Origin of the sequence: Arthrobacter glacialis, from assembly GCF_002909445.1 — a bacterium.
Taxonomy (GTDB): domain Bacteria; phylum Actinomycetota; class Actinomycetes; order Actinomycetales; family Micrococcaceae; genus Specibacter; species Specibacter glacialis.
In genome coordinates, this window is the sequence record NZ_PPXC01000004.1 from 1 (window position 1) to 20,702 (window position 20,702).

The window sequence follows — 20,702 nt, forward strand, 5'->3', positions numbered from 1 at the left end:
AGGCTTCCGCTCCACCGGCACAGCAGCATTACGCTGCTCAATCCGCAACAACTTACGTCCCTCAGGTGCCAACGTCATGTCAATACTCCTTCAAGCGGCGCCGGCAAGATGCCATGGCCTGGTTGTTTCTGAACTTATGCGGTGAACTCGTGCTGGGTTCTGCGCATGCGTGCTTATGCGTTGAACTCGTGCCGGGTTTGGCGCATACGTTCATGGTTTCACCGGTGTTAGCATTCCACGACGTTGACGGCGAGGCCGCCCATGGCTGTTTCCTTGTATTTGGAGGACATGTCGCGACCGGTTTCGCGCATGGTGATGATGACTTCATCCAGGGAGACCCGGTGTTGGCCATCGCCCCAGAGCGCCATTTTTGCGGCGTTGATGGCTTTCGCTGCGGCGATCGCGTTGCGTTCAATGCAGGGGATCTGCACCAAACCGCCGATCGGGTCACACGTCAGGCCCAGGTTGTGTTCCATGGCGATCTCGGCGGCGTTTTCGACTTGTTCCGGGGTGCCGCCCATGATTTCAGCCAGGCCTGCAGCGGCCATCGAGGACGCGGATCCGACCTCGCCCTGACAGCCGACCTCGGCGCCGGAGATCGAGGCTTGTTCCTTGTAGAGCACGCCCACGGCGGCGGAGGCGAGCAGGAACTTCACCACCACATCATCAATCTGCTCCTGCGTGGCATCGGCCATGCCGGCGGTGTAGTGGGTGGCGTAGAACATCACGGCCGGGATGATCCCGGCGGCCCCGTTTGTAGGGGCAGTGACCACGCGCCCGCCGGAGGCGTTTTCCTCATTCACGGCCAACGCGACCAGGTTCACCCATTCCTGCCAGAACTTCGGATCCCGGTCCGGGTCTTCAGCCCGCAGCCGGGCATACCAGTCCGGGGCGCGGCGGCGCACATTCAACCCGCCCGGCAACAACCCGGTACGGGCCAGGGACGCGTTCTTGCAGTCCTCCATGACGTCGCGGATATGCAGCAACCCGGTACGGACTTGTGCCTCGGTGCGGGTGACGAGTTCGTTAGCGAGCATCACACCACTGAAATTGGTGCCCGTCGAGGCACAATGCTTCAGGAGTTCCGCCGCGGTCCGGAACGGGTGGGGCAGCAGTTCCTTGGAGTGTTCCAGCTCAGCCACGGCCGCGTCCACAGCGCCTTCACGGATGATGAACCCGCCACCGACGGAAAAGTAGGTGGCCTCATGCAGCACGGCACCGTCACTGCCCAAAACAGCGAGTTTCATGCCGTTGGTGTGGCGGGGAAGAATCGTCAAGGGGTGCAAAATGATGTCCCCGGCCCCGTAGGCCAGGGCCACACTGCCACCGAGCAGCAGCGGATCCCCGGCAGCAAACGCGGCCAGGCGGGACTCGACCTCTTCGGGCAGGATCAGTTCAGGCTCACGCCCCTCCAACCCCAGCAACACCGCCGTCATGGTCCCGTGCCCACGACCCGTCGCGGCCAGCGAACCATACAAATCAACCCGGACCCCAGAAACCTGTCCCAGGACACCAGCGTCCATCAGTTCCTGCACAAACGCAGCCGCCGCCCGCATCGGCCCCACAGTATGCGAACTCGACGGGCCAATACCCACCGAAAACAAATCAAAAACACCAACGGACATGTGAGTACCTCACTAAAGACTAAATTCCTTCCGCCAGTGAAACCTGGCGGAGGGCCGGGCACACCCTTGGATAATGCCCAGCCTATTCCCTGCGGCGACGGCCATCAATGGCCGTCGCCGCAGGGAGCTACTGTACCGCCTAGGACAGATTTGTCACTGACGGGTAGAGCGGGTGGGCTGTTGCAAGTGCTTCAACCCGGGTGCGCAGACCGGACAAATCCGCGTCAGCGTCGGCCAGAAGGGCCTCAGCAATGATGTCCGCCACTTCGGCAAAGGCGGCCTCGCCGAAACCGCGAGTGGCCAGAGCCGGGGTACCGATGCGCAGGCCGGAGGTGACCATGGGCGGGCGGGGATCAAACGGAACGGCGTTGCGGTTGACCGTGATGTCAATGGCAGCCAGCCTGTCCTCGGCTTCCTGGCCGTTGAGCTCGCAGTTGCGCAGGTCAACGAGGACCAGGTGGACGTCGGTCCCGCCGGAAATCACGGAGATTCCCTTGGCCGCGACATCCGGCTGGATCAGGCGGTCGGCCAGAAGTCGGGCACCCAGCAGCACCCGCTCCTGGCGTTCCTTGAATTCTTCCGAGGCGGCGATCTTGAAGGCCACAGCCTTGCCAGCGATGACGTGCTCCAGCGGCCCGCCCTGCTGGCCCGGGAACACGGCGGAGTTGATCTTCTTGGCAATGTCGGCGTCGTTGCTCAAGATGATGCCGCCGCGGGGGCCAGCAAGGGTCTTGTGCGTGGTGGACGTGGTGACGTGGGCGTGCGGCACCGGTGAGGGGTGCAGCCCGGCGGCCACCAGGCCGGCGAAGTGTGCCATGTCCACCATGAGGTAGGCACCGACTAGATCCGCGATGCGGCGGAATTCGGCGAAGTCCAGCTGCCGTGCGTAGGCGGACCAGCCGGCAACAATCAGGGCTGGCTTGTGCTCGAGCGCCAGGCGCTCAACCTCAGCCATGTCTACCTGGTGGGTGTCCTCGCGGACTTGGTACGGGACCACGTTGTAGAGCCGGCCGGAGAAGTTGATCTTCATGCCGTGCGTCAGGTGCCCGCCGTGGGCCAGGTTCAAGCCCATGATGGTGTCGCCCGGCTTGATGAGCGCGTGCATGACGGAGGCGTTGGCCTGGGCGCCCGAGTGCGGCTGGACGTTGGCGAAGCCGGCCCCAAACAGGTCCTTGACCCGGTCGATGGCCAGCTGCTCAATAACGTCCACGTGCTCGCAACCGCCGTAATAGCGGCGGCCCGGGTAGCCCTCGGCATACTTGTTGGTCAGCACGGAGCCCTGGGCCGCCATGACGGCCGCCGCAGTGTGGTTCTCCGAGGCGATCATTTCCAGGCCGGTCCGCTGGCGGGACAGCTCGGCGTCGATCTGCACGGCGATTTCCGGATCCAACGCGGACAACGGAGCATCCAGGCTGGCCGATGTCACCTGAACGTAGTCCACGGTTGCTGCGTCGGCGCGGCTCACAGTTCCCCGCCATTGGCAGCTGCGTACTCGTCGGCGGACAGGAGCGGACCCTCAGACTCCACGGCCACCTTGAACAACCATCCGGCACCGTAGGGATCGGAGTTGATCACGGCCGGATCCTCGACGGCGGCCGTGTTGACTTCGCTGACCTCGCCAGTGACCGGGGAGTACAGGTCCGAGACGGACTTGGTTGACTCAATCTCGCCACACGCCTCACCGGCGGTGACAGTGGAGCCCACCTCAGGCAGGTCCACATACACAATGTCGCCCAGCGCGTCGGCGGCGACGGCGGAGACACCAATCGTGGAGGGGCCGGCGCCATCAGCGGCGATCCACTCGTGCTCGGCGGAGTACTTCAGTTCAGGAGCTACTTTGCTCATCATGATCCGTTCGTTAAGTGTTGTGAAGGCTATTTGCAGAGGATGGAGGAGGGGAACAGGCGCGCAGCGAGGTGGGGGCTGGCGGTGTGGTGGGCGCCGCCGCGGACACACCGACGAAGTCGTGTGTGGCGCGGCGCGGGCACCAGCCCCCACCTCGCGAGAGCGCCGGTCCGTCGCCGGGATCTGAACTAGCGAAACCCCGGCGACGGTCCGCGCAGAAGTTACTTTTGGCGCTTGTAGAACGGCAGGGCAACCACTTCGAAGGCCTCAGCTTTGCCGCGGAGATCCACGTCAAGCAGGGTGCCGGGTTCGGCGTGCGCCACGTCGACGTAGGCCATGGCGACCGGGTAGCCCAGGGTGGGGCTGGGCTGGCCGGAGGTGACCTCGCCGATGGTGGCGCCGTCCTTCAGGACCGGGTAGTGGCCGCGGGCTGAGCGGCGGCCAAGACCCTTCAAGCCAACCAGCTTGCGGCCTGTGGTGGAGCCTTCACCGGCTTCCTTGATGGCGGCGAGTGCTGCCTTGCCGACAAAGTCGCTTTCCTTGGCCAACGAAACCACGGGGCCCAGTCCTGCGGAGTACGCGTGCCCGGTGACGGACAGCTCGTTGCCGTACAGCGGCATGCCGGCTTCCAGACGGAGCGAATCCCGGGAGGCCAAGCCAGCCGGGATGAGCCCCTGGTCTTGTCCGTTGGTCAGCAGTATCTGCCACAGGGCGGCGGCGTCGGCGTTGGGGATGTAGATTTCGAAGCCGTCTTCGCCGGTGTAACCGGTGCGTGCCAGCAAGAGCTCCTGGCCGTTAATCGTCACATCGACAGCAGCGTAGTACTTCAGCTCGGTCACCAGGGAGTGCTGCTCCGCAGGCACCAGCGTCAGCAGGATGGCTTCGGCGTTGGGCCCCTGAACGGCGATCAACGACGTCTCTGCGGAGACATCCTTGACCTCTACATCGAAGCCTGCGGCGCGCTCAGCCAAGAGCCCTGCCACGGTTGCGGCGTTACCGGCGTTGGGGACCACCAGGTACTTCTCGTCGCTGCGGCGGTAAGAGATCAGATCGTCGATGATGCCGCCGTCGGCGTTGCAGATCAGCGAGTACTTGGCCTTGCCCACGGCAACGGCTGACAACTTGCCAGCAAGTGCGTAGTCCAGGAAGGCTGCGGCGTCGGGGCCACTCACCCAAACCTCGCCCATGTGGGAGAGGTCAAAAAGGCCTGCGGCGTTGCGGACTGCGTGGTGTTCGGCCAGCTCCGAGGAGTACTTCAGCGGCATCTGCCAGCCACCAAAGTCGGTGAATGACGCGCCGGCCTTCTCGTGCTCGCCGTAAAGGGCTGTGTGGTTCTCAGTCATGGGAATTCCTTCGCGGTGGTGGTTAGTGAACGCTTCAGTTTTCTTCGAAATCTGCTGCATCGTCCTCGAAGGACTCGATGGGAGGGCAGGAGCAGACCAAGTTGCGGTCTCCGGCTGCACCGTCAATGCGGCCAACGGGCGGGAAGTACTTGTCTTGGCGCAGGGCGGCCACGGGGAACACGGCCTGCTCTCGTGAGTAGCCGCGATCCCAGTTGGAATCGACTACGGCGGCAGCCGTGTGGGGTGCGTTGCGCAACGGGCTGTCGAGCAAGGTGAAGGTGCCCTCGGCTACCTGATCAATCTCGGCACGGATGCTGATCATGGCGTTGATGAAGCGGTCAATCTCGGCCAAGTCCTCGGATTCGGTCGGCTCAACCATCAAGGTGCCGGAAACCGGGAAGGACAGGGTAGGGGCGTGGAAGCCGTAATCGATGAGGCGCTTGGCCACGTCTTCTGCCGTGACACCGGTCTTGGCTGTCAGATCGCGCAGATCCAGGATGCATTCGTGGGCAACCAGGTCCCCGGCGCCCGTGTACAAGACCGGGTAGTGCTCGTTGAGCTGCGAGGCGATGTAGTTCGCTGCCAACAGTGCCGACTTCGTAGCTTCCGTCAGCCCCTTGCCGCCCATGAGCTTTACGTATGCGTAAGAGATGGGCAGAACGCCGGCCGAGCCGAAGCGTGTAGCCGAGATCGGGACGCCGGTACCGTCGTGAGACGCCGCGTTGGCATCGCCGGGCATGAACGGGGCCAGGTGGGCCTTGGCTGCAACGGGACCTACACCGGGGCCGCCGCCGCCGTGCGGAATGCAGAACGTTTTGTGCAGGTTCAGGTGGCTGACGTCGCCGCCAAACTTGCCGGGCTGGGCAAGGCCCACAAGCGCGTTCAGGTTGGCGCCGTCAACGTAGACCTGGCCTCCGGCTGCGTGAATGGCGTCGCACACCTCGCGAACATCGGCGTCGTAAACGCCGTGCGTGGATGGGTAGGTGATCATGATGGCCGAGAGCTGATCCTTGTGGGTTTCGATCTTGGCCGTCAGGTCCGCGTGATCGATGGTGCCGTCGGGAGCCGTGGCAACAACAACAACCTTCATGCCGGCCAGCACGGCCGAGGCAGCGTTGGTGCCGTGGGCCGACTGCGGGATAAGGCAGATGGTGCGCTGTTCGTCACCGCGTGAGAGGTGGTACCCGCGGATGGCGAGCAGGCCCGCAAGTTCGCCCTGGGAGCCGGCGTTGGGCTGAATGGAGACCTGGTCGTACCCGGTGATCTCGGCCAGATCGGCTTCCAGTTCACCGATCAGTTCACGCCAGCCTTCGGTCTGGGAATCAGGAGCGAACGGGTGGATGGAGGCGAATCCTGGCCAGGACATGGCTTCCATCTCGGCCGTGGCATTGAGCTTCATGGTGCAGGAGCCCAGCGGGATCATGGTGCGGTCAAGTGCCAGGTCACGGTCGCTGAGGCGGCGGATGTAACGCAACATCTGAGTTTCGGAACGGTGCGTGTTGAACACGGGGTGCGTCAGGAAGTCAGAGCCGCGCACGGTGTCCGCCGCAAAGCCGAAATCTGAGCTGCTGCCCTGGTCCGTGCCGTCTCCTGCCGGCGCGGCTCCAAACACGGCGACTACGCGAGCCACGATGTCCGCCGTCGTGGTTTCATCAACGGAGATGCCAACATGGTCGGCGTCGATGGAACGCAGGTTGATGCCATCCCTCTCGGCCAGGGCCACCAGTGCGCTGGCGCGTCCCGGAACCTTGACTGTGATGGTGTCAAAGAAGGAAGTGTGGGCCAGTTCGACGCCGGATGCCTGCAGTGCCGCTGCCAGGGTGCGGGCGTGGCCGTTGACCGTTTCGGCAATGGCCTTCAGCCCGGAGGGGCCGTGGTAGACGGCGTACATGGAGGCGACAATCGCCAGCAGGGCCTGTGCCGTACAGATGTTGGAGGTGGCCTTCTCGCGGCGGATGTGCTGCTCGCGGGTCTGCAGGGCCAGGCGGTAAGCCGACAGGCCGGTGTTGTCGGTGGAGACCCCAACGATGCGTCCGGGCAGGGTGCGTTCCATGCCGCTGCGGACCGCCATGTACGCTGCGTGCGGTCCACCAAAGAACAGGGGAACGCCGAAGCGCTGGGCAGTACCAACGGCAATGTCGGCACCTTGCTCACCGGGAGGGGTGATCAAGGTCAGGGCCAGCAGATCGGCGGCAACAGTGACAAGCGCACCGCGCTCCTTGGCTGCGGCAATCACGGGAGCGTGGTTGAAGACGCGTCCGGATACGCCGGGCTGTTGAAGAACGACGCCGTTGATGTCACCTTCGGGCAGTCCCTGGGCGAGATCGGCAACTTCCACCTCGAAGCCAAGGGCTTCGGCTCGGCCCTTGACGATGGCGATGGTCTGCGGCAGGAGGTCCGCGTCCAGGACAGTCTTGCCGTTTGCGGCGGTCTTTGACTTGTTGGCGCGGCGCATGAGCAGCACGGCCTCGGCTACAGCGGTGGCTTCATCGAGCAAGGAGGCGTTTGCAACGGGCAGTCCGGTCAGGTCGCTGACCATGGTCTGGAAGTTCAGCAGCGCCTCGAGGCGGCCCTGGGAGATCTCGGGCTGGTAGGGCGTGTAAGCCGTGTACCAGGCCGGGGCTTCAAGGATGTTTCGCATGATCACCGGCGGGGTCACGGTGTTGTAGTAGCCCTGACCGATTAGCTGGACTGCCATCTTGTTCTTGGCGGCGATGGCGCGAAGGTCGGCCAGCACTTCCACTTCGCTCAACGCAGAACGGAGCTCCAAGGGCTTGGCCTGACGGATGGAATCGGGAACAGCCGTGTCTACGAGGGAATCGACGCTGTCATAGCCGATGGCCTTGAGCATGGTCTCGATGTGGGACTGCTTGCGGGCGCCAATGTGCCGGTCTACAAACGCAGTTTGACTGGACTGAATCGTCATGAGGAACTCCAAGATACGGCCGAACCAAGGGGGTGCGGCATGGGTGGGTTCCTCCCCGCTCTGTCTTGGACCTGAGAGATTCCGCGGATTTGTCATCCGCTTTGCACCGTCGGTGAGCTGGGGTTTCCCGCAGCTGCTTTCCAGAGTTGCCTCACCATGACGGTACGGGGGCCTGAGAGATTCCTGGGGAGGATTTGCTCCTACGGCGCCGCCACATTGCTGGGAGGACTCTCCCGCCACGGTTCGAAAGGCGTATTAAGATATGGGTGATTCGAAGCACACATTACACGATAGATTGTTTCCGTCCAAACATTGTCCGGTCTGCGAACTAATTTTTCCGGACATCACCTCTAGCTCCCGGCCACATACTGAACTCATCTTGCACGCGGTCAAAGATCAAGATAATCTGTGACTCGCGTCACCAAACTAAAGTTATTTGAAGTGCCTATGATCCGCGGCGGGAGAGTTCCGCCGGTACATCTGCGCGAAGCGCAGACATCAAGTGGGCGCCGAAGGAGCAAACCCTCCCCGGGAATCTCTCAGGCCCATGTACCGCCGTGGCGAGGCAACTCTGGAAAGCAGCCCGAACATCCGGGCTCACCGACGGTGCAAGCGTCCCCTTGATTTCTAAGGAAACGCGGAAACTCTCAGGTCCAAGACAGAGTGGGGAGGAAGCAAATCTTCGTGGTGCACCCTGCCACCTAAACGAAGGGCCTTCCTTTGACGATCCACCAATCCATCACCACACCCGAGGCCGAGCCCCACCTTGAGCGGCAGCTGAGCAACAGGCATATTCAGCTCATCGCCATCGGCGGCGCCATCGGAACCGGCCTGTTCATGGGCTCCGGCAAGACCATCTCCGCAGCCGGCCCCTCGGTGATATTTGTGTACATGATCATCGGTTTCATGCTGTTCTTCGTCATGCGCGCCATGGGTGAGCTGCTGTTGAGCAACCTCCATTACAAATCTTTTAGCGATTTTGCTGCGGATCTTTTGGGCCCATGGGCCGGCTTCTTTACCGGCTGGACGTACTGGTTTTGCTGGGTCATCACCGGCATCGCCGATGTCATCGCCATCGCGGCCTACTCGGAGGTACTCTTGCCGGGGATCGAGCTGTGGATCCCCGGGGTAGTCACCATCGGAATTTTGCTGGTCCTGAACCTGACCACCGTGAAAGCCTTTGGCGAAACGGAATTTTGGTTTGCCCTGATCAAGATCATTGCCATTGTTGCCTTGATCGGTGTGGGCTTGTTCATGATCTTCAGCCGTTTCCAATCTGACACCGGAACGGCGAGCTTCACGAACCTGTGGAGCCACGGCGGACTCTTCCCCAATGAATTCATGGGCTTTGTTGCCGGATTCCAGATCGCCGTCTTTGCCTTCGTGGGCATTGAGCTCGTGGGAACCACCGCAGCCGAGGCCAAGGATCCGGAAAAGAACCTGCCCAAGGCCATCAACTCCATTCCCATCCGCGTCCTGCTTTTCTATGTGGGCGCACTGGTCATCCTGATGTCGGTCATTCCCTGGACGCAGTTCGTCGCAGGCGAAAGCCCGTTTATCGCCATGTTCTCCATGGCGGGACTCGGCGCGGCTGCCACCATCATCAATCTCGTGGTCCTCACGTCCGCGATGTCCAGCGCCAACTCCGGCATCTACTCCACCTCCCGCATGGTCTATGGTCTGGCGCAGGAGGGCGATGCCCCCTTCCGGTTTTCCAAGTTGTCCAAGCGCAAGGTCCCCAACAATGCGCTGTTTCTCTCCTGCGTTTTGCTCCTCTCCAGCATCGTGCTGCTGTACGTCGGCGAGGATGTCAGCAAGGCCTTTGAAATGGTCACAACCGTGGCCGCTGTCTGCTTCGTCTTTGTCTGGTCCATCATTCTGGCCAGCTACCTCGCCTTCCGCCGGCGCCGCCCTGAACTGCATGAATCCTCGAAGTTCAAAATGCCTGGCGGCATTCCCATGGTCTATGTTGTCTTCGCCTTCTTTGCCTTTGTCCTGTGGGCCCTGACCACTCAGGTGGATACGCTGATTGCCCTGCTGGTGACCCCCTTGTGGTTCATTGTGCTGGCTGTGGTCTGGTACCTCGTAGGCAAGACCCCCAGCCACCGGGCCCGCTACGCGAAGTTCAAGGCAGATCTTGAATCTGAACGAGTTTCCGCGCAGGGACCGCTCGGAGCTGAGAGCTCGGCAGGAAAATGAGCACCGGTCCGCTGACGCCGTCGGCCAAAGTTCCTGCGAATCCTCAGGAGGGTGGGTCATTCATCCTCACCCTCGATTGCAACGAATCCCCGGGGATCGTGCATGCCGTGGCGCAGTACCTGCTGGACCACGGATGCTACATCGTGGACATCAAGCAATTCGGTGACCAGCTGGTGCGGCACTTCTTCATGAGGGTTCATTTCATAGCCGGCGTTGGTGGGCCAAGTCCTGAAGACCTCCGGCAGGAATTCGCGCCGGTGGCCCAGCAATGGGGCATGAATTGGCGTCTTGAACCGCAGGTCCGCAAGGAACGCATCATGGTCATGGTCTCGAAGTTTGGCCATTGCCTCAACGACCTGCTTTTTCGCGCCCGAACCGGTGAATTGCCGGTGGAAATTGTTGCCGTCGTCTCCAATCACGAGACCCACAGGGACCTGGTTGACTGGCACGGGATCCCGTTCCACCACATCCCCGTAACGCCTGAAACGAAGCCGGCCGCCGAAGCAGAGTTGCTGACGCTGGTCGAGGAGTACAAGGTTGAGCTGGTTGTTCTGGCACGCTACATGCAGGTTCTCAGTGACAACCTTACGTCCGTACTATCTGGACGGGCCATCAACATCCACCATTCCTTCCTGCCAAGCTTCAAGGGCGCCAAGCCGTATCACCAGGCCTACGATCGTGGCGTCAAGACCGTAGGTGCGACGGCCCACTACGTCAATGCCGAACTGGACGAAGGCCCGATCATCGCCCAACAGGTCATCGACGTGGACCACACATTCAGTCCTGCGGATCTCGTGGCTGTTGGCAAGGATGCTGAGTGCAAGGCCCTGACCAACGCCGTCCGGTGGCATGCCGAGGGCAGGATCATTTTGTCGGGGAACCGGACCGTGGTGCTGCGCTAGGTCTGCCATCCTAGGTCAACCGATGAGGCTCCCCACGAGGTGAACTCCCGTGCAGATCATGAAGAACGACGGCGGCGCAAGGTACAGCCAGTTTTTGGCCATCTTGGGCCGCCGTTGATTTGGCACCTAGGTGGCGCACCCCGACCACCGGGAGGATGCCGCGCCTGTTACCTCGCGGAACGCTCGGCACAGCTCACGTATGAGCCCACAGGACCAGAGAGCTTCGCGCTGGTTGTCACATAGGTGCCCACTGGCCCGGACGGCTGCGCGTCGGTTGTCACATAGCTGCCTGGACGTGCGGCAGGCTTCGCATCAGTTGTCACGTAGCTTCCCGCGGGGGCCCAGCTCGCTGCTCGGGATCCCCCATCAGCATGCTCGCTCATGTACAGGCGGATATGGGGATGGCGGGAGGAAAAGGTGGATGTTGTCAAGATAATTCCTTTGCGGTTGCTTGATGAGGGCGCAACAAATCACGCCACGTCATGTGGTTGGTGGCAGTAGCAATGGAGCTATCTGGCCAAAAAAAGGGGGGCGCCGTACGCGCTGCAGGCTATGGGACGGCGGTCTGGCACTGGGAGCACAGGCCCCAGAAGGTTATTTCAGCGGTCTGAACGGCGAAACCGTTCATGTTCGACGGCGTCAGGCAGGGACTCTCCCCGACTACGCAGTCCACATCTTCCACACTCTTGCAGTTGAGGCAGACCATGTGATGATGGTTGTCGCCCACGCGGGCCTCGTAAAGCGCTGCGGAGCCAGCGGGCTCGATTTTTCGAACCAATCCGGCCGATACCAGCGCAGCCAAAACGCCGTAGACCGCTTGCAGGGACGTCTTCGGCAGGGGCGTGGAGACCTGGGAGAAAACTGCTTCGGCATCCAGATGGCCACTGGTGGCAAGAACACCAAGAACGGCCACGCGGGGTGCCGTCACTTTCAGTCCGGCCAACCTAAGCCGTACCTCTAAATCGTCTGCTTGCGCGTCCCGTCCCATAACTCAATACTAACAGTTGTTTTGATTTACTCAAAACAACTATGCGCGGTCACGCACCAGGCCTGCCCGCCCAAGACTTGGCGCCGTGCTTGGCGGCGGCCACAGTACTTGAGAAAATGGGGACCGCCCCGAAGGCTCCTCCCTTCGGACCCACAGACACGAAGATGAGTTATTGGATGGGGGTTTCACATGTTCGAGGTGATCATTAGCGGCGGCGAGCCGACGGGGATGATGCTGGCCAGCGAGCTGGGGCAGCACAACGTGGGCGTGCTCGTGCTGGAGAAGGATGCCGAGCGGCACCCGGTAGCCGGAGGAGTGCTGACCCTCACCCGAGCACAATCGGAATTGATCTCTCCCGAGCCCGGCCCGCAGGCAGGGCTCCGGCTGCTGACTGAGCTGATGGATTTGCCGGACGTCAGCCGTTTCCTGGCCGAGAAGATCACCGGGTCTGGATCCGTTACGACTTCGTCGAAGGACCCGAGATGCTCGGGCGACGACCAGGAGGACCACCTGCACCACCTGCACCACCTGCCCACAGGGTATGGGGCAGCCTCCGAGTGAGGTGGCGAGGCTCAGCGGCGGCGCCCCACCCACAGTCCATGCAGCAGCGGAACCACCGAAAGCAGCATTAGCATGTTGCCGAGTGCCGAGTCATCTGCCCGAACCAAGGATCCGGCGATGAGCAGGGCGCCGAATAGCAGGGCCCCTATCCCCCGCTGCGCCGTTCGCTGCAGCCGGGCCAGCTGCCGTTCCAGGCGCGGGTTGGCCATTTGTAGCTGCCCGTCTTCAATGGTGCTGATGAGTCCATCCAGGCGTTTTGGCAGGCGCAGGGCGAGTCCTACGACGTCGAGCGCCTCTTGGGCAACATCCTGGACAATGTTGCCGCGCTCCTCGCGCAACAGCCGCGCCGCATAGGGTTCCACCGAGTCCCACAGGTTGAACCGGGCATCCAGGGAGCTGCACACTCCCGAAGTCAGCGCCATGGCGCGGATAACGAGCAGGAAGTTCTCCGGCAGCTGGAACGGCAACGAACGCACCACGTCGCCGAACTCCACCGCAAAATCGCGGAACTCCCGCGGATCCACCTCGCGCAGTTCGGCGAACCCCATCCCGCCAAACCGGGAAAACAGCTGCGTCATGGCCCGTTCGAGCTCGGCGGTGTCGGCCGACGGCACCAGCACACCCACGTCGCTGATCGCTGCCACCAGCCCCTTGCCGTTGCGCGAGGCAGCCGCGATCAGCAGCTTCCGCAAGCCCGAGCGCGTGCTGGGCGGAACCTCGCCCATCATGCCGAAGTCGACGAACGTCAGCCTCCATGGGTGCTCAGCCGATGTATCGGTGACCGGAGTGACAAAGATATTGCCGGGGTGCGGATCAGCGTGAAAAAAGCCGTTCGTGAACAGCTGGTCAAACATGACCGACGCGAAAACCGGGGCCACCTGCGCCGGCTCGATGCCCACGGCAAGGAGCGCCTTCGTGTCCGTGATCTTGATCGCCGTGACATCTTCAAGCGTGAGCACCCGCCGGGTGGTCCGCTCCCAGACGACGCCGGGCACAGCCACCCTGTTGTCGTTCTCGAAATCGGCACCAAAGCGTTCCGCATTGGCAGCCTCATTCAAGTAGTCGATCTCCTCGAGACTTGTCTGGGCAAACTCCTCGACCAGGGCGGGCGCGTTGGCACGGTTGGACACGAGGCGAATGTGGCTGAGCCAGCCGCCCACCTTGCGCAGTGCGGCCAGATCCACATCCACAATTTCCGCGATGCCCGGCCGCTGTACCTTCACCACCACCTGGTGGAGCCCGGTGTCGGCGGCATTGGCGGGAAGAAGCTGTGCCCGGTGAACCTGCCCGAGGGATGCGGCAGCTATGGGCGTCTCCTCAACCCAGGCGAACACCTTGTTCAACGGCGCTGCCAGCTCCGCCTCGGCAAGGGCACGAATGGCAGGGAACGGGACGGGCGGCACCTCGTCCTGCAGCCCCTCCAGTTCGGCAGTGATTTCCGGCGGGAGCACATCGAGCCTGGACGACATGAACTGGCCAACCTTGATCATCAAACCGCCCAGGTCCACCGCAAGGGCATGGAAACGCTGCGCGAAACGCCGCATCCTCTTGGCCCGGGTGCGGTTGGCAACCCTGGCCAGGCCCAGCCGGGGAAGGACCAGCTCAAACCACCAGGTCACCGTCAGATGCCACGCGGCGAAGCGCAGGATGCGGCGGTAGCGGGCACGGGTGTTCCCGGCACCGGGCACAGGATCTGCCCGGCCGCCACGAACCGACGCCACCTACGTCAGTCCTGGGCGAGGATCGAATACAGTTTGCGCCGTGCCTCTTCGAGCACCGCAACGGCCTCCTGCACCTGCTTCGACGTGCCTGTACGGCCAACCTGGGCAGCCGCCTGCGCAAGCTCCATGCCAGCCTTGGGCAACGCCGCGAACCCGCCACCCTGCGCAGGACCCGTTGAGTCCCACGGCGCTGACACATCTGTTCCCGCCACAGCCTCGCGGCCCGCCTCGGTCAGCGAGTAAATCTTGCGGCCGTTGGATTCTTCAGCACTGATGAGCCCCTCATCAGCCAGCAGCTGCAATGTTGGGTAGACGGAGCCGGCACTTGGCTTCCAGCTGCCACCACTGCGCTCCTCGATTTCACGGATGATCTGGTAGCCGTGCATGGGCTTTTCCGCGAGTAGTGCCAGCACCGCCGATCGCACCTCGCCGCGGCCCGCGCGCGTGCCCGAGGGCTTCTCGAACCGTGAACGCAACTCCTCAACGGCCTGCCACATGCCATCCATGTTGTTGCCAAAAAACCCGCCTGCCGGGAATGAATTATGCATCATGCTCTCCTCAACCACTCGTGAACGATACTCAGCGATAGTTAACGATATACCCGGGCAGGAGCAGAATCAATGGTTCCGGGGACGCGAGCGGGGCCGCGTTCTGTTGTGCCCATTGCATCCTGGCGTCCTCCTGCCACGCTTGTAGGCTGGGGGAGATTCGGGTTGCTCGTCTGGTTTGGGATGGGAATGGACATGGCCACGTTTAGGGAACTCCACCGCGGTAATGCACCGCGTCTGCTGCCCAATGCCTGGGACGCTGGCTCGGCCCTGGCATTTGCTGCAGCGGGCTATCCCGCAGTCGGCACCACGAGCTTTGGCATCGCGGCCAGTGCGGGCCTGCCCGACGGCGGCCGGACCGGCAAGGCGGCAACCGCCGCGCTGGCAGCGCAATTGTGCCGGCTGGCTGTCCACATCACGGTGGACAGCGAAGACGGCTATTCCGACGATCCTGCCGAGGTCGCTGACTTTGTGGCCGAACTGGCGGCCCTGGGCGTGGCCGGGGTCAACCTTGAGGACATCACGGACGGGCATCTGGTGGCTCCAGCGGCCTTTGCCGCCAAGATCGCCGCCGTCAAGCGCCGCAGCCCGGACATGTTCGTCAATGCGCGGGTGGATAACTTCTGGTTTGGCGAACAAGCCGCCGTGGACGTTGTGCTGCGCCGTGCCCGCGCATACGCCGATGCGGGGGCCGACGGCATCTTTGTCCCCGGCGGTGCGGATCCGGAGGACATTCGGGGCCTCACCGCCGGGATTGGGCTGCCGGTCAACCTGCTGGCACACCCCTCGTTGAGCGTTTCCGAGCTGTGGGAATTAGGGGTCCGGCGCGTGAGTTCCGGTTCGCTGCCCTACCGCGCATCCGTGGACGCGGCCGTGAACGTGGCTAACGCCCTGCGCGACGGCAAACAACCTCTGGCGGCCACCTCTTACAGGGAGATGCAGGCGCGTCTAGAGGCACATGTGGCTGGAAATGCTCCTTAAAGAAGTGGCACCCCGATCCAATGAGCGGGGTGCCTTGTACCAACTGGGGTGATCCGTTAGGCGTCCAGGTCTTTGGCGATCAACGAGGCGATTTCCGCCACGGCGTCGGCGTTCTCCGACTCAACAGTGACGCTCGCGCCAAAGTCTGCGCCGAGGGTCATGATCATCAATGACGAGGCGGCATCTGCTTCCTCGCCGTCCAGGACCAGCAGGATCTCCTCGTCGTAGGCACCTGCGGCCTTGGCAATCAGGGCGGCGGGGCGGGCGTGCAGGCCCACGGGGGATCCAACTACAACTGTTTGGGTGGTCATTCGTTTACTCCTTGGAACATTTCTTGGGTGAATTATGAAAGCAGTTCGCGGGCCGTGGCCCTGGCCGCACGTGCCGTGGTGCAGCGAAGGACGGCGACGGCTGCCCGCTGGCATTGCTCGAGCGTGACGGATTCAAGCTGGAGGCCGACGGCGGCCACGGCGTTGGGTGCCATGGACAGACTAGTCAGGCCCAGCCCCACCAAGATGCAGGCGAGCAGCGGGTCTGCCGCCGCCTCGCCACAGACGCCAACCGGCTTTTGGGCACTGGCGCCGGCCATGGCAGCGAGGCGGATGAGGTGCAAAACTGCCGGCTGCCACGGGTCTGTCAGTGCAGCAAGGGATGGTGCCATGCGGTCGGCGGCCATGGTGTACTGCGTGAGGTCATTGGTTCCGATGGACATGAAGTCCACTTCTGCCAGGAACGCGTCGGCGAGCAACGCCACGGACGGCACCTCAACCATGAGCCCCGGCGAAAGCTTTCGCGAACGGCAGGCTGCGGCAAAGTTGCGGGCCTCATCGATGGTGGCCACCATGGGTGCCATCACCTTGGCCGCGGTCACGCCCTGCTGTTCTGCGGCAAGGGCAACGGCGTCGAGCTGGCGCTCCAGCAATCCCTGGTCGGCGTTGCCCAGGCGGATGCCCCGCACCCCCAACGCCGGATTCTCCTCATCAGGGTGCGCCACAAAAGGCACGGGCTTGTCGGATCCGGCGTCGAGCGTGCGGATGACTACCTTTTGTCCGGGGAAGGCTGCCAGGACTTCACCGTAGATGCTGGCCTGTTCGGCCACCGACGGTTCGTGTTGTGCAGACAGGAAGCACAATTCCGTGCGGAAGAGCCCCACTCCCTGTGCCGGGAATTGTGCCGCCGCCCGTGCGCCGGCGCCGTCCTGAACGTTGGCCAGAATTTCGACGGCGGTTCCATCCTTGGTGCGGCCGGGCCCCTGCCAGGACTGCACGGCCTTGCGGCGTGCAGCATCCGTAAGGACCTTGGCCTCAGCCTCAGCCGGATCTGCCCCAACCGCCACAGTGCCGGCGGCCCCGTCAATGAGGACCAGGGTGCCGTCAGGAATGTCAGCCAGGTCTGCGGCAGCCACCACGCAGGGGATTCCAAGCTGACGGGCAATGATGGCCGTGTGGCTGGTGGGTCCGCCCAGTCGGGTTGCAATGCCGTGAATCAAGGCCGGGTCAAGCGTTGCCGTGTCCGCCGGGGCGAGGTCTTCGGCGAGCAGGATGATGGGGGTAAGTGGAGTGGGGACGCCGGGTTCCGGCAAGCCCAGCAGCGCGGAAATGACCCGGTTGCGGATGTCGCCAAGATCAGTGGCCCGCTCGGCCATCAGGCCACCGAGCTTTTCAAACTTCGCGATGAACGCCGCTATGGCCGTGACGGTGCCGGCTTCAGCCGTGGACCCTGCCGCTATGAGCTTGACTGTTGTCCGTTGGAGGCCCTTGTCCGCCGCCAGGGCTGCTGTTGCTTCGAGGACTTCGGCGGCCGCTCCCGTGGCAGCCGCCGCCCGGGCTGCGAGCCTGGCCGCCACCGTCTCAACGGCTGCTTTCCAGCGGGCAATTTCGGCTTCCCGGGCCTCCTCGGCAACCACGGCATCAGTACTGTGGGGCAGGATGGGCGCTGGCTTCACCCAAAGCGCGGGCGCATAGCCAAGCCCAGCCACAACACCTGTTCCGGTGGTGGCTATAGCATTGTCAATCATGAAAGAATCCTAAGTATTGAGCATCTCGACATAGAGCCGACTTGTATGCAGTGCCAGGTAGGAGACCTCGTCATCCCCAAGTTCCCGGCGAAGAGCGCCACCAATGAGCTTGGCCACCTCCAGGGCGGCATCCGCCGCTTCCGGGTAGGCCTGGCGGACGGATGCCAGGACATCCACCCGGATCGAGTTGGCACCAGTGGCCTCGGCCGAGCGCGCAAAGAGATAACGCAGGTGGGTCACGAAGCGTGAAGCGCTGAGCGCATTCTCATCAATGTTCTTGCCCCACCGCACTGACAGTAGTGAAAACGCCCGGGCGATGGTCTCGGTCATGGAGACAGTCTTGGAAAAATCGGCCTTGGACCATTGCTGGTTGACGAAGTGCAGGGCGAACGCCACCCACTCGTCTTCCTGCAACTGCACGCCCAACCGCTCCATGATGAGTGCCACAACGCGCCGCCCCAAATTTCCTTCGGCCGGGTATAGCTGGGCCACTTCCCACCTGAGCGGGAAGTCAACCTTGATGCCGTCACGAGCGCGCTGCACGGCGAAGCCCAAATGATCAAGAATCGGGACCAGCAGCGACTGCCGGGGCTCCAATTTCAGCTCTGTCTGGGCCATCGCCATGATTTCCTGAACCAGCTCGATCTGTTCCAGCGGAGCGTCGCTGAGGATGTCGGCAACGTGGCTGGCGGCGTAGCTGCCGTCAGGAACGAACCTTTGATCCGCAGTTTCAAGGTCAACGGCTTCGCCCGGCTTGTGGTTGAAGCCGATTCCCTTGCCAACAAGAACCATCTCGCTGCCGTCGCTGAGTTCAGCGAGGAGAACGTTGTTGTTGTAGACCCTCTTGATGGTTGCGGAGGATCCCTGAGTCAGCTCCATGGTGATGCGATCCTGGCAGATGTCTGGGCGCAGGCGGCACCCGTGACGGGCATCATGTTATTTCTTCCGAACGGTGATGACTGGCGTTCCGTTGGCAGCACCGATTTGCGTCTCGGCGATGACAAAGTCCTTGCCGTTGGTCACCAGCACCGGTGTCACCATTGACGGAACCAATGCCGCCATCTGGGCCAGGTCGCAGGTGATGATGACATCGCCCTGCTTGACCTGTTCCCCTTTTGCCCGGTGAGCCGTGAATCCTTCACCCTTGAGCTTGACCGTGTCCATGCCAATGTGGACCAAGATCTCGGCTCCGGCGTCGGTGCGGACCGCGTAGGCATGCAGCGTCTTGGCAACCAGGATCAGTTCCCCATCGACCGGGCTCACAAAGGAACCTTCGGTAGGTTCGACGGCGAATCCCCCACCAACGGCGCCACTGGCGAAGACGGGGTCCGGCACCTCGGCAAGGGCCATGACGGAACCGGCGGCCGGCGCGAAGATCTGTTCGCCTTTTTTCTTGAACATTTTCAGCATCTGATTGACTCCTAGGGTGGTTAAGCGTTTGGCGTGTGATTAGTCGTCAAGGCCAAGGCTTTCATTAATCGCACTTTTGTAAAGGACAGCTTTTCCGCCGAAGACGGCCTGAACGCCACCGCTGACCTCAAAAACGCCTGTGGCGCCGAGCTTGCGGAGTTTGTCCTTGTCCACCTGGCTGGGGTCCTTGACGGAAACACGCAGCCGGGTGATGCAGGCATCCACGTCGTCCAGGTTCCCGGCCCCGCCCAGTGCGGCGAGAACCTGGGCGGCTTCGCGCTGAATGGGGGTGCCGGCTTCAGCGTCGCCTACTGTGGCGGGAACCAACTCGGCGTCGCCCGCGGAGGCGGTCTCGGCGTCGTTCCCCAGCGTGTCTTCCAAATGTCCGGGGGTACCGAACTTGAACTTCTTGATGAAGAACTTGAACGTGAAGTAGTACAGGAAGAACCACACGATGCCCACGGGGATGACCAGCAGCCAGTTGGTGCGGTCGTTGCCCTGGAACACACCGAAGAGCAGGAAGTCGATCAGGCCGCCGGAGAAGGTGTTGCCGATACTGATGTTCAGCAGGTCTGCAATCAGGAAGGACAGGCCGTCAAAGACCGCGTGAACCACGTAAAGGATGGGGGCCACGAAGAGGAACATGAACTCGATGGGTTCGGTGATGCCGGTGACGAAGGATGTCAGCGCAACAGACGCGAACAGGCCCATGTACTTGGCGCGGCGACCCTTGGGGATGACGTGCCACATGGCCAGGCAGGCGCCCGGCAGGCCGAACATCATGGTGGCGAAACGGCCTGAGAAGAAGCGGGTGCCTTCGGTGAACAGTCCCACGTGGTTCGGATCGGCGAGCTGGGCGAAGAAGATCTTCTGGGCGCCGATCACCTGAACCCCGTTGACCATCTCGGTGCCGCCCAGCGGGGTGTACCAGAACATGGGGTAGATAATGTGGTGCAGGCCGGCGGCACCGCTGAGGCGCAGCAGCGACCCGTACAGGAACGTTCCGAAAGCGCCCATACTGGCGATTCCCGTGCCGGCGTTGACCAGCGCCAACTGGACAGGGGGCCACACGAGGAAGAAGGCAGCGCCAACAAAGATGGCCGCAAAGGCCGTAACAATGGGGACAAAGCGGGATCCGCCAAAGAAGCCCAGGACGGCCGGCAACTGAATGTTGTGGAAGCGGTTGTGCAGCATGACAGCCACACCACCCACCACCAGTGCGCCAACCACACCGGTGTCAATCGCTGCGGCGTCGGGGGTAAAGATCCCCAAAAGTGACTTGATGGTGGCCACCATGACCAGGTACCCCACCACACCGGCCAGTGCGGCGGTTCCCTTGTCACGCTTGGCCAGACCAATGCACAGGCCGACGGCGAGCAGGATCGCCAGGTTGTCAAAGACAGTTGCGCCGGCGGCCGACATGACGCCGAAGATGCCCTGCAGGACATGGTTGTCCAGCACGGGGTAAGCCGCGACGGTGGTGGGGTTGGAGAGGGCCCCGCCGATACCCAGCAGCAAACCGGCTGCCGGCAGGATGGCGATCGGCAGCATGAATGCCTTGCCGATCTTTGAAAGTTGCTTGAACACTACAATTCCCTTCGCTCGTAGCTTGACGACGTCGTCGAAGCCAGAATCT

General features: G+C 62.6%; 17 protein-coding genes and 2 riboswitches. Of the genes, 4 read left to right on the top strand and 13 right to left on the bottom strand.

Annotated features, from left to right (window positions below):
- Nucleotides 1-227: 227 nt before the first annotated feature.
- From CVS27_RS05610 to gcvP, 5 genes are all read right to left on the bottom strand, one after another.
- The gene (locus CVS27_RS05610) at nt 228-1,625 is read right to left on the bottom strand and encodes an L-serine ammonia-lyase (RefSeq protein ID WP_103464774.1); all 1,398 of its coding nucleotides are present in this window, start codon (nt 1,623-1,625) and stop codon (nt 228-230) included.
- Between the two features lie 139 nt (nt 1,626-1,764).
- Nucleotides 1,765-3,090, bottom strand: coding sequence for a serine hydroxymethyltransferase (gene glyA, locus CVS27_RS05615; protein ID WP_279325104.1), 1,326 nt, complete (start codon nt 3,088-3,090; stop codon nt 1,765-1,767).
- Nucleotides 3,087-3,470: a glycine cleavage system protein GcvH gene (gene gcvH / locus CVS27_RS05620; protein WP_103464775.1), complete on the bottom strand. Its 384-nt coding sequence runs from the start codon at nt 3,468-3,470 to the stop codon at nt 3,087-3,089. Before gcvH ends, glyA begins: the two co-directional genes overlap by 4 nt.
- Nucleotides 3,471-3,691: 221 nt before the next feature.
- Entirely contained in the window at nt 3,692-4,813 is a 1,122-nt protein-coding gene (gcvT, locus tag CVS27_RS05625) for a glycine cleavage system aminomethyltransferase GcvT (protein ID WP_103464776.1), read from the bottom strand.
- A 34-nt stretch (nt 4,814-4,847) separates the two neighbouring features.
- Nucleotides 4,848-7,739: an aminomethyl-transferring glycine dehydrogenase gene (gene gcvP, locus CVS27_RS05630; RefSeq protein WP_103464777.1), complete on the bottom strand. Its 2,892-nt coding sequence runs from the start codon at nt 7,737-7,739 to the stop codon at nt 4,848-4,850.
- Nucleotides 7,740-7,889: 150 nt separating this feature from the next.
- A riboswitch (glycine riboswitch) is annotated at nt 7,890-7,985 on the bottom strand.
- Nucleotides 7,986-8,187: 202 nt separating this feature from the next.
- A riboswitch (glycine riboswitch) is annotated at nt 8,188-8,304 on the top strand.
- A gap of 155 nt (nt 8,305-8,459) precedes the next feature.
- On the opposite strand from gcvP, the gene cycA reads away from it, so the two are divergent.
- A complete protein-coding gene (cycA, locus tag CVS27_RS05635) occupies nt 8,460-9,938 on the top strand; it encodes a D-serine/D-alanine/glycine transporter (RefSeq protein ID WP_103464778.1) in 1,479 nt (492 codons plus the stop codon).
- On the top strand, nt 9,935-10,840 hold the full coding sequence (gene purU, locus CVS27_RS05640; protein WP_103464779.1) for a formyltetrahydrofolate deformylase: 906 nt from the start codon (nt 9,935-9,937) through the stop codon (nt 10,838-10,840). The genes cycA and purU overlap by 4 nt, the downstream gene beginning before the upstream one ends.
- Before the next feature lie 550 nt (nt 10,841-11,390).
- Here purU and CVS27_RS05645 read toward each other — a convergent pair.
- Nucleotides 11,391-11,828, bottom strand: a complete 438-nt coding sequence (locus CVS27_RS05645) for a Fur family transcriptional regulator (RefSeq protein ID WP_103464780.1) — start codon at nt 11,826-11,828, stop codon at nt 11,391-11,393.
- Nucleotides 11,829-12,026: 198 nt separating this feature from the next.
- Here CVS27_RS05645 and CVS27_RS21610 point away from each other — a divergent pair, with 198 nt between their 5' ends.
- Nucleotides 12,027-12,389 carry a hypothetical protein gene (locus tag CVS27_RS21610; RefSeq protein ID WP_370739472.1) on the top strand — a complete coding sequence of 121 codons (363 nt, stop codon included), beginning with the start codon at nt 12,027-12,029 and terminating at the stop codon, nt 12,387-12,389.
- An 11-nt stretch (nt 12,390-12,400) separates the two neighbouring features.
- Here CVS27_RS21610 and CVS27_RS05655 read toward each other — a convergent pair whose 3' ends face one another.
- Nucleotides 12,401-14,110, bottom strand: coding sequence for an ABC1 kinase family protein (locus CVS27_RS05655; protein WP_103464781.1), 1,710 nt, complete (start codon nt 14,108-14,110; stop codon nt 12,401-12,403).
- A gap of 5 nt (nt 14,111-14,115) precedes the next feature.
- Complete coding sequence (locus CVS27_RS05660) at nt 14,116-14,658, bottom strand: PadR family transcriptional regulator (protein WP_103464782.1); 543 nt, start codon at nt 14,656-14,658, stop codon at nt 14,116-14,118.
- Between the two features lie 195 nt (nt 14,659-14,853).
- Here CVS27_RS05660 and CVS27_RS05665 point away from each other — a divergent pair, with 195 nt between their 5' ends.
- Complete coding sequence (locus tag CVS27_RS05665; protein WP_103465076.1) at nt 14,854-15,639, top strand: isocitrate lyase/PEP mutase family protein; 786 nt, start codon at nt 14,854-14,856, stop codon at nt 15,637-15,639.
- 56 nt (nt 15,640-15,695) lie between these two features.
- Here CVS27_RS05665 and CVS27_RS05670 read toward each other — a convergent pair whose 3' ends face one another.
- Genes CVS27_RS05670 through CVS27_RS05690 form a run of 5 tightly spaced genes read right to left on the bottom strand, consistent with a single transcriptional unit; the run spans nt 15,696 to nt 20,653 of the window.
- A complete protein-coding gene (locus CVS27_RS05670) occupies nt 15,696-15,950 on the bottom strand; it encodes an HPr family phosphocarrier protein (protein ID WP_103464783.1) in 255 nt (84 codons plus the stop codon).
- A 32-nt stretch (nt 15,951-15,982) separates the two neighbouring features.
- The gene (gene ptsP, locus CVS27_RS05675; protein WP_103464784.1) at nt 15,983-17,656 is read right to left on the bottom strand and encodes a phosphoenolpyruvate--protein phosphotransferase; all 1,674 of its coding nucleotides are present in this window, start codon (nt 17,654-17,656) and stop codon (nt 15,983-15,985) included.
- Between the two features lie 9 nt (nt 17,657-17,665).
- Nucleotides 17,666-18,535 carry a PRD domain-containing protein gene (locus CVS27_RS05680; RefSeq protein ID WP_103464785.1) on the bottom strand — a complete coding sequence of 290 codons (870 nt, stop codon included), beginning with the start codon at nt 18,533-18,535 and terminating at the stop codon, nt 17,666-17,668.
- A 57-nt stretch (nt 18,536-18,592) separates the two neighbouring features.
- Entirely contained in the window at nt 18,593-19,066 is a 474-nt protein-coding gene (locus tag CVS27_RS05685) for a PTS sugar transporter subunit IIA (protein WP_103464786.1), read from the bottom strand.
- Between the two features lie 39 nt (nt 19,067-19,105).
- Nucleotides 19,106-20,653 carry a PTS transporter subunit EIIC gene (locus tag CVS27_RS05690; protein WP_103464787.1) on the bottom strand — a complete coding sequence of 516 codons (1,548 nt, stop codon included), beginning with the start codon at nt 20,651-20,653 and terminating at the stop codon, nt 19,106-19,108.
- Nucleotides 20,654-20,702: the final 49 nt, after the last annotated feature.

Excerpts from the sequence above, each read along its gene's own strand:
- CVS27_RS05680 (WP_103464785.1), bottom strand. The coding sequence starts at position 18,535 with ATGGAGCTGACTCAGGGATCCTCCGCAACCATCAAGAGGGTCTACAAC.
- CVS27_RS05645 (WP_103464780.1), bottom strand. The coding sequence starts at position 11,828 with ATGGGACGGGACGCGCAAGCAGACGATTTAGAGGTACGGCTTAGGTTG.
- CVS27_RS05660 (WP_103464782.1), bottom strand. The coding sequence starts at position 14,658 with ATGCATAATTCATTCCCGGCAGGCGGGTTTTTTGGCAACAACATGGAT.
- gcvT (WP_103464776.1), bottom strand. The coding sequence starts at position 4,813 with ATGACTGAGAACCACACAGCCCTTTACGGCGAGCACGAGAAGGCCGGC.
- CVS27_RS05685 (WP_103464786.1), bottom strand. The coding sequence starts at position 19,066 with ATGCTGAAAATGTTCAAGAAAAAAGGCGAACAGATCTTCGCGCCGGCC.
- gcvH (WP_103464775.1), bottom strand. The coding sequence starts at position 3,470 with ATGAGCAAAGTAGCTCCTGAACTGAAGTACTCCGCCGAGCACGAGTGG.
- CVS27_RS05670 (WP_103464783.1), bottom strand. The coding sequence starts at position 15,950 with ATGACCACCCAAACAGTTGTAGTTGGATCCCCCGTGGGCCTGCACGCC.
- CVS27_RS05610 (WP_103464774.1), bottom strand. The coding sequence starts at position 1,625 with ATGTCCGTTGGTGTTTTTGATTTGTTTTCGGTGGGTATTGGCCCGTCG.
- CVS27_RS05665 (WP_103465076.1), top strand. The coding sequence starts at position 14,854 with ATGGCCACGTTTAGGGAACTCCACCGCGGTAATGCACCGCGTCTGCTG.
- ptsP (WP_103464784.1), bottom strand. The coding sequence starts at position 17,656 with ATGATTGACAATGCTATAGCCACCACCGGAACAGGTGTTGTGGCTGGG.
- purU (WP_103464779.1), top strand. The coding sequence starts at position 9,935 with ATGAGCACCGGTCCGCTGACGCCGTCGGCCAAAGTTCCTGCGAATCCT.
- gcvP (WP_103464777.1), bottom strand. The coding sequence starts at position 7,739 with ATGACGATTCAGTCCAGTCAAACTGCGTTTGTAGACCGGCACATTGGC.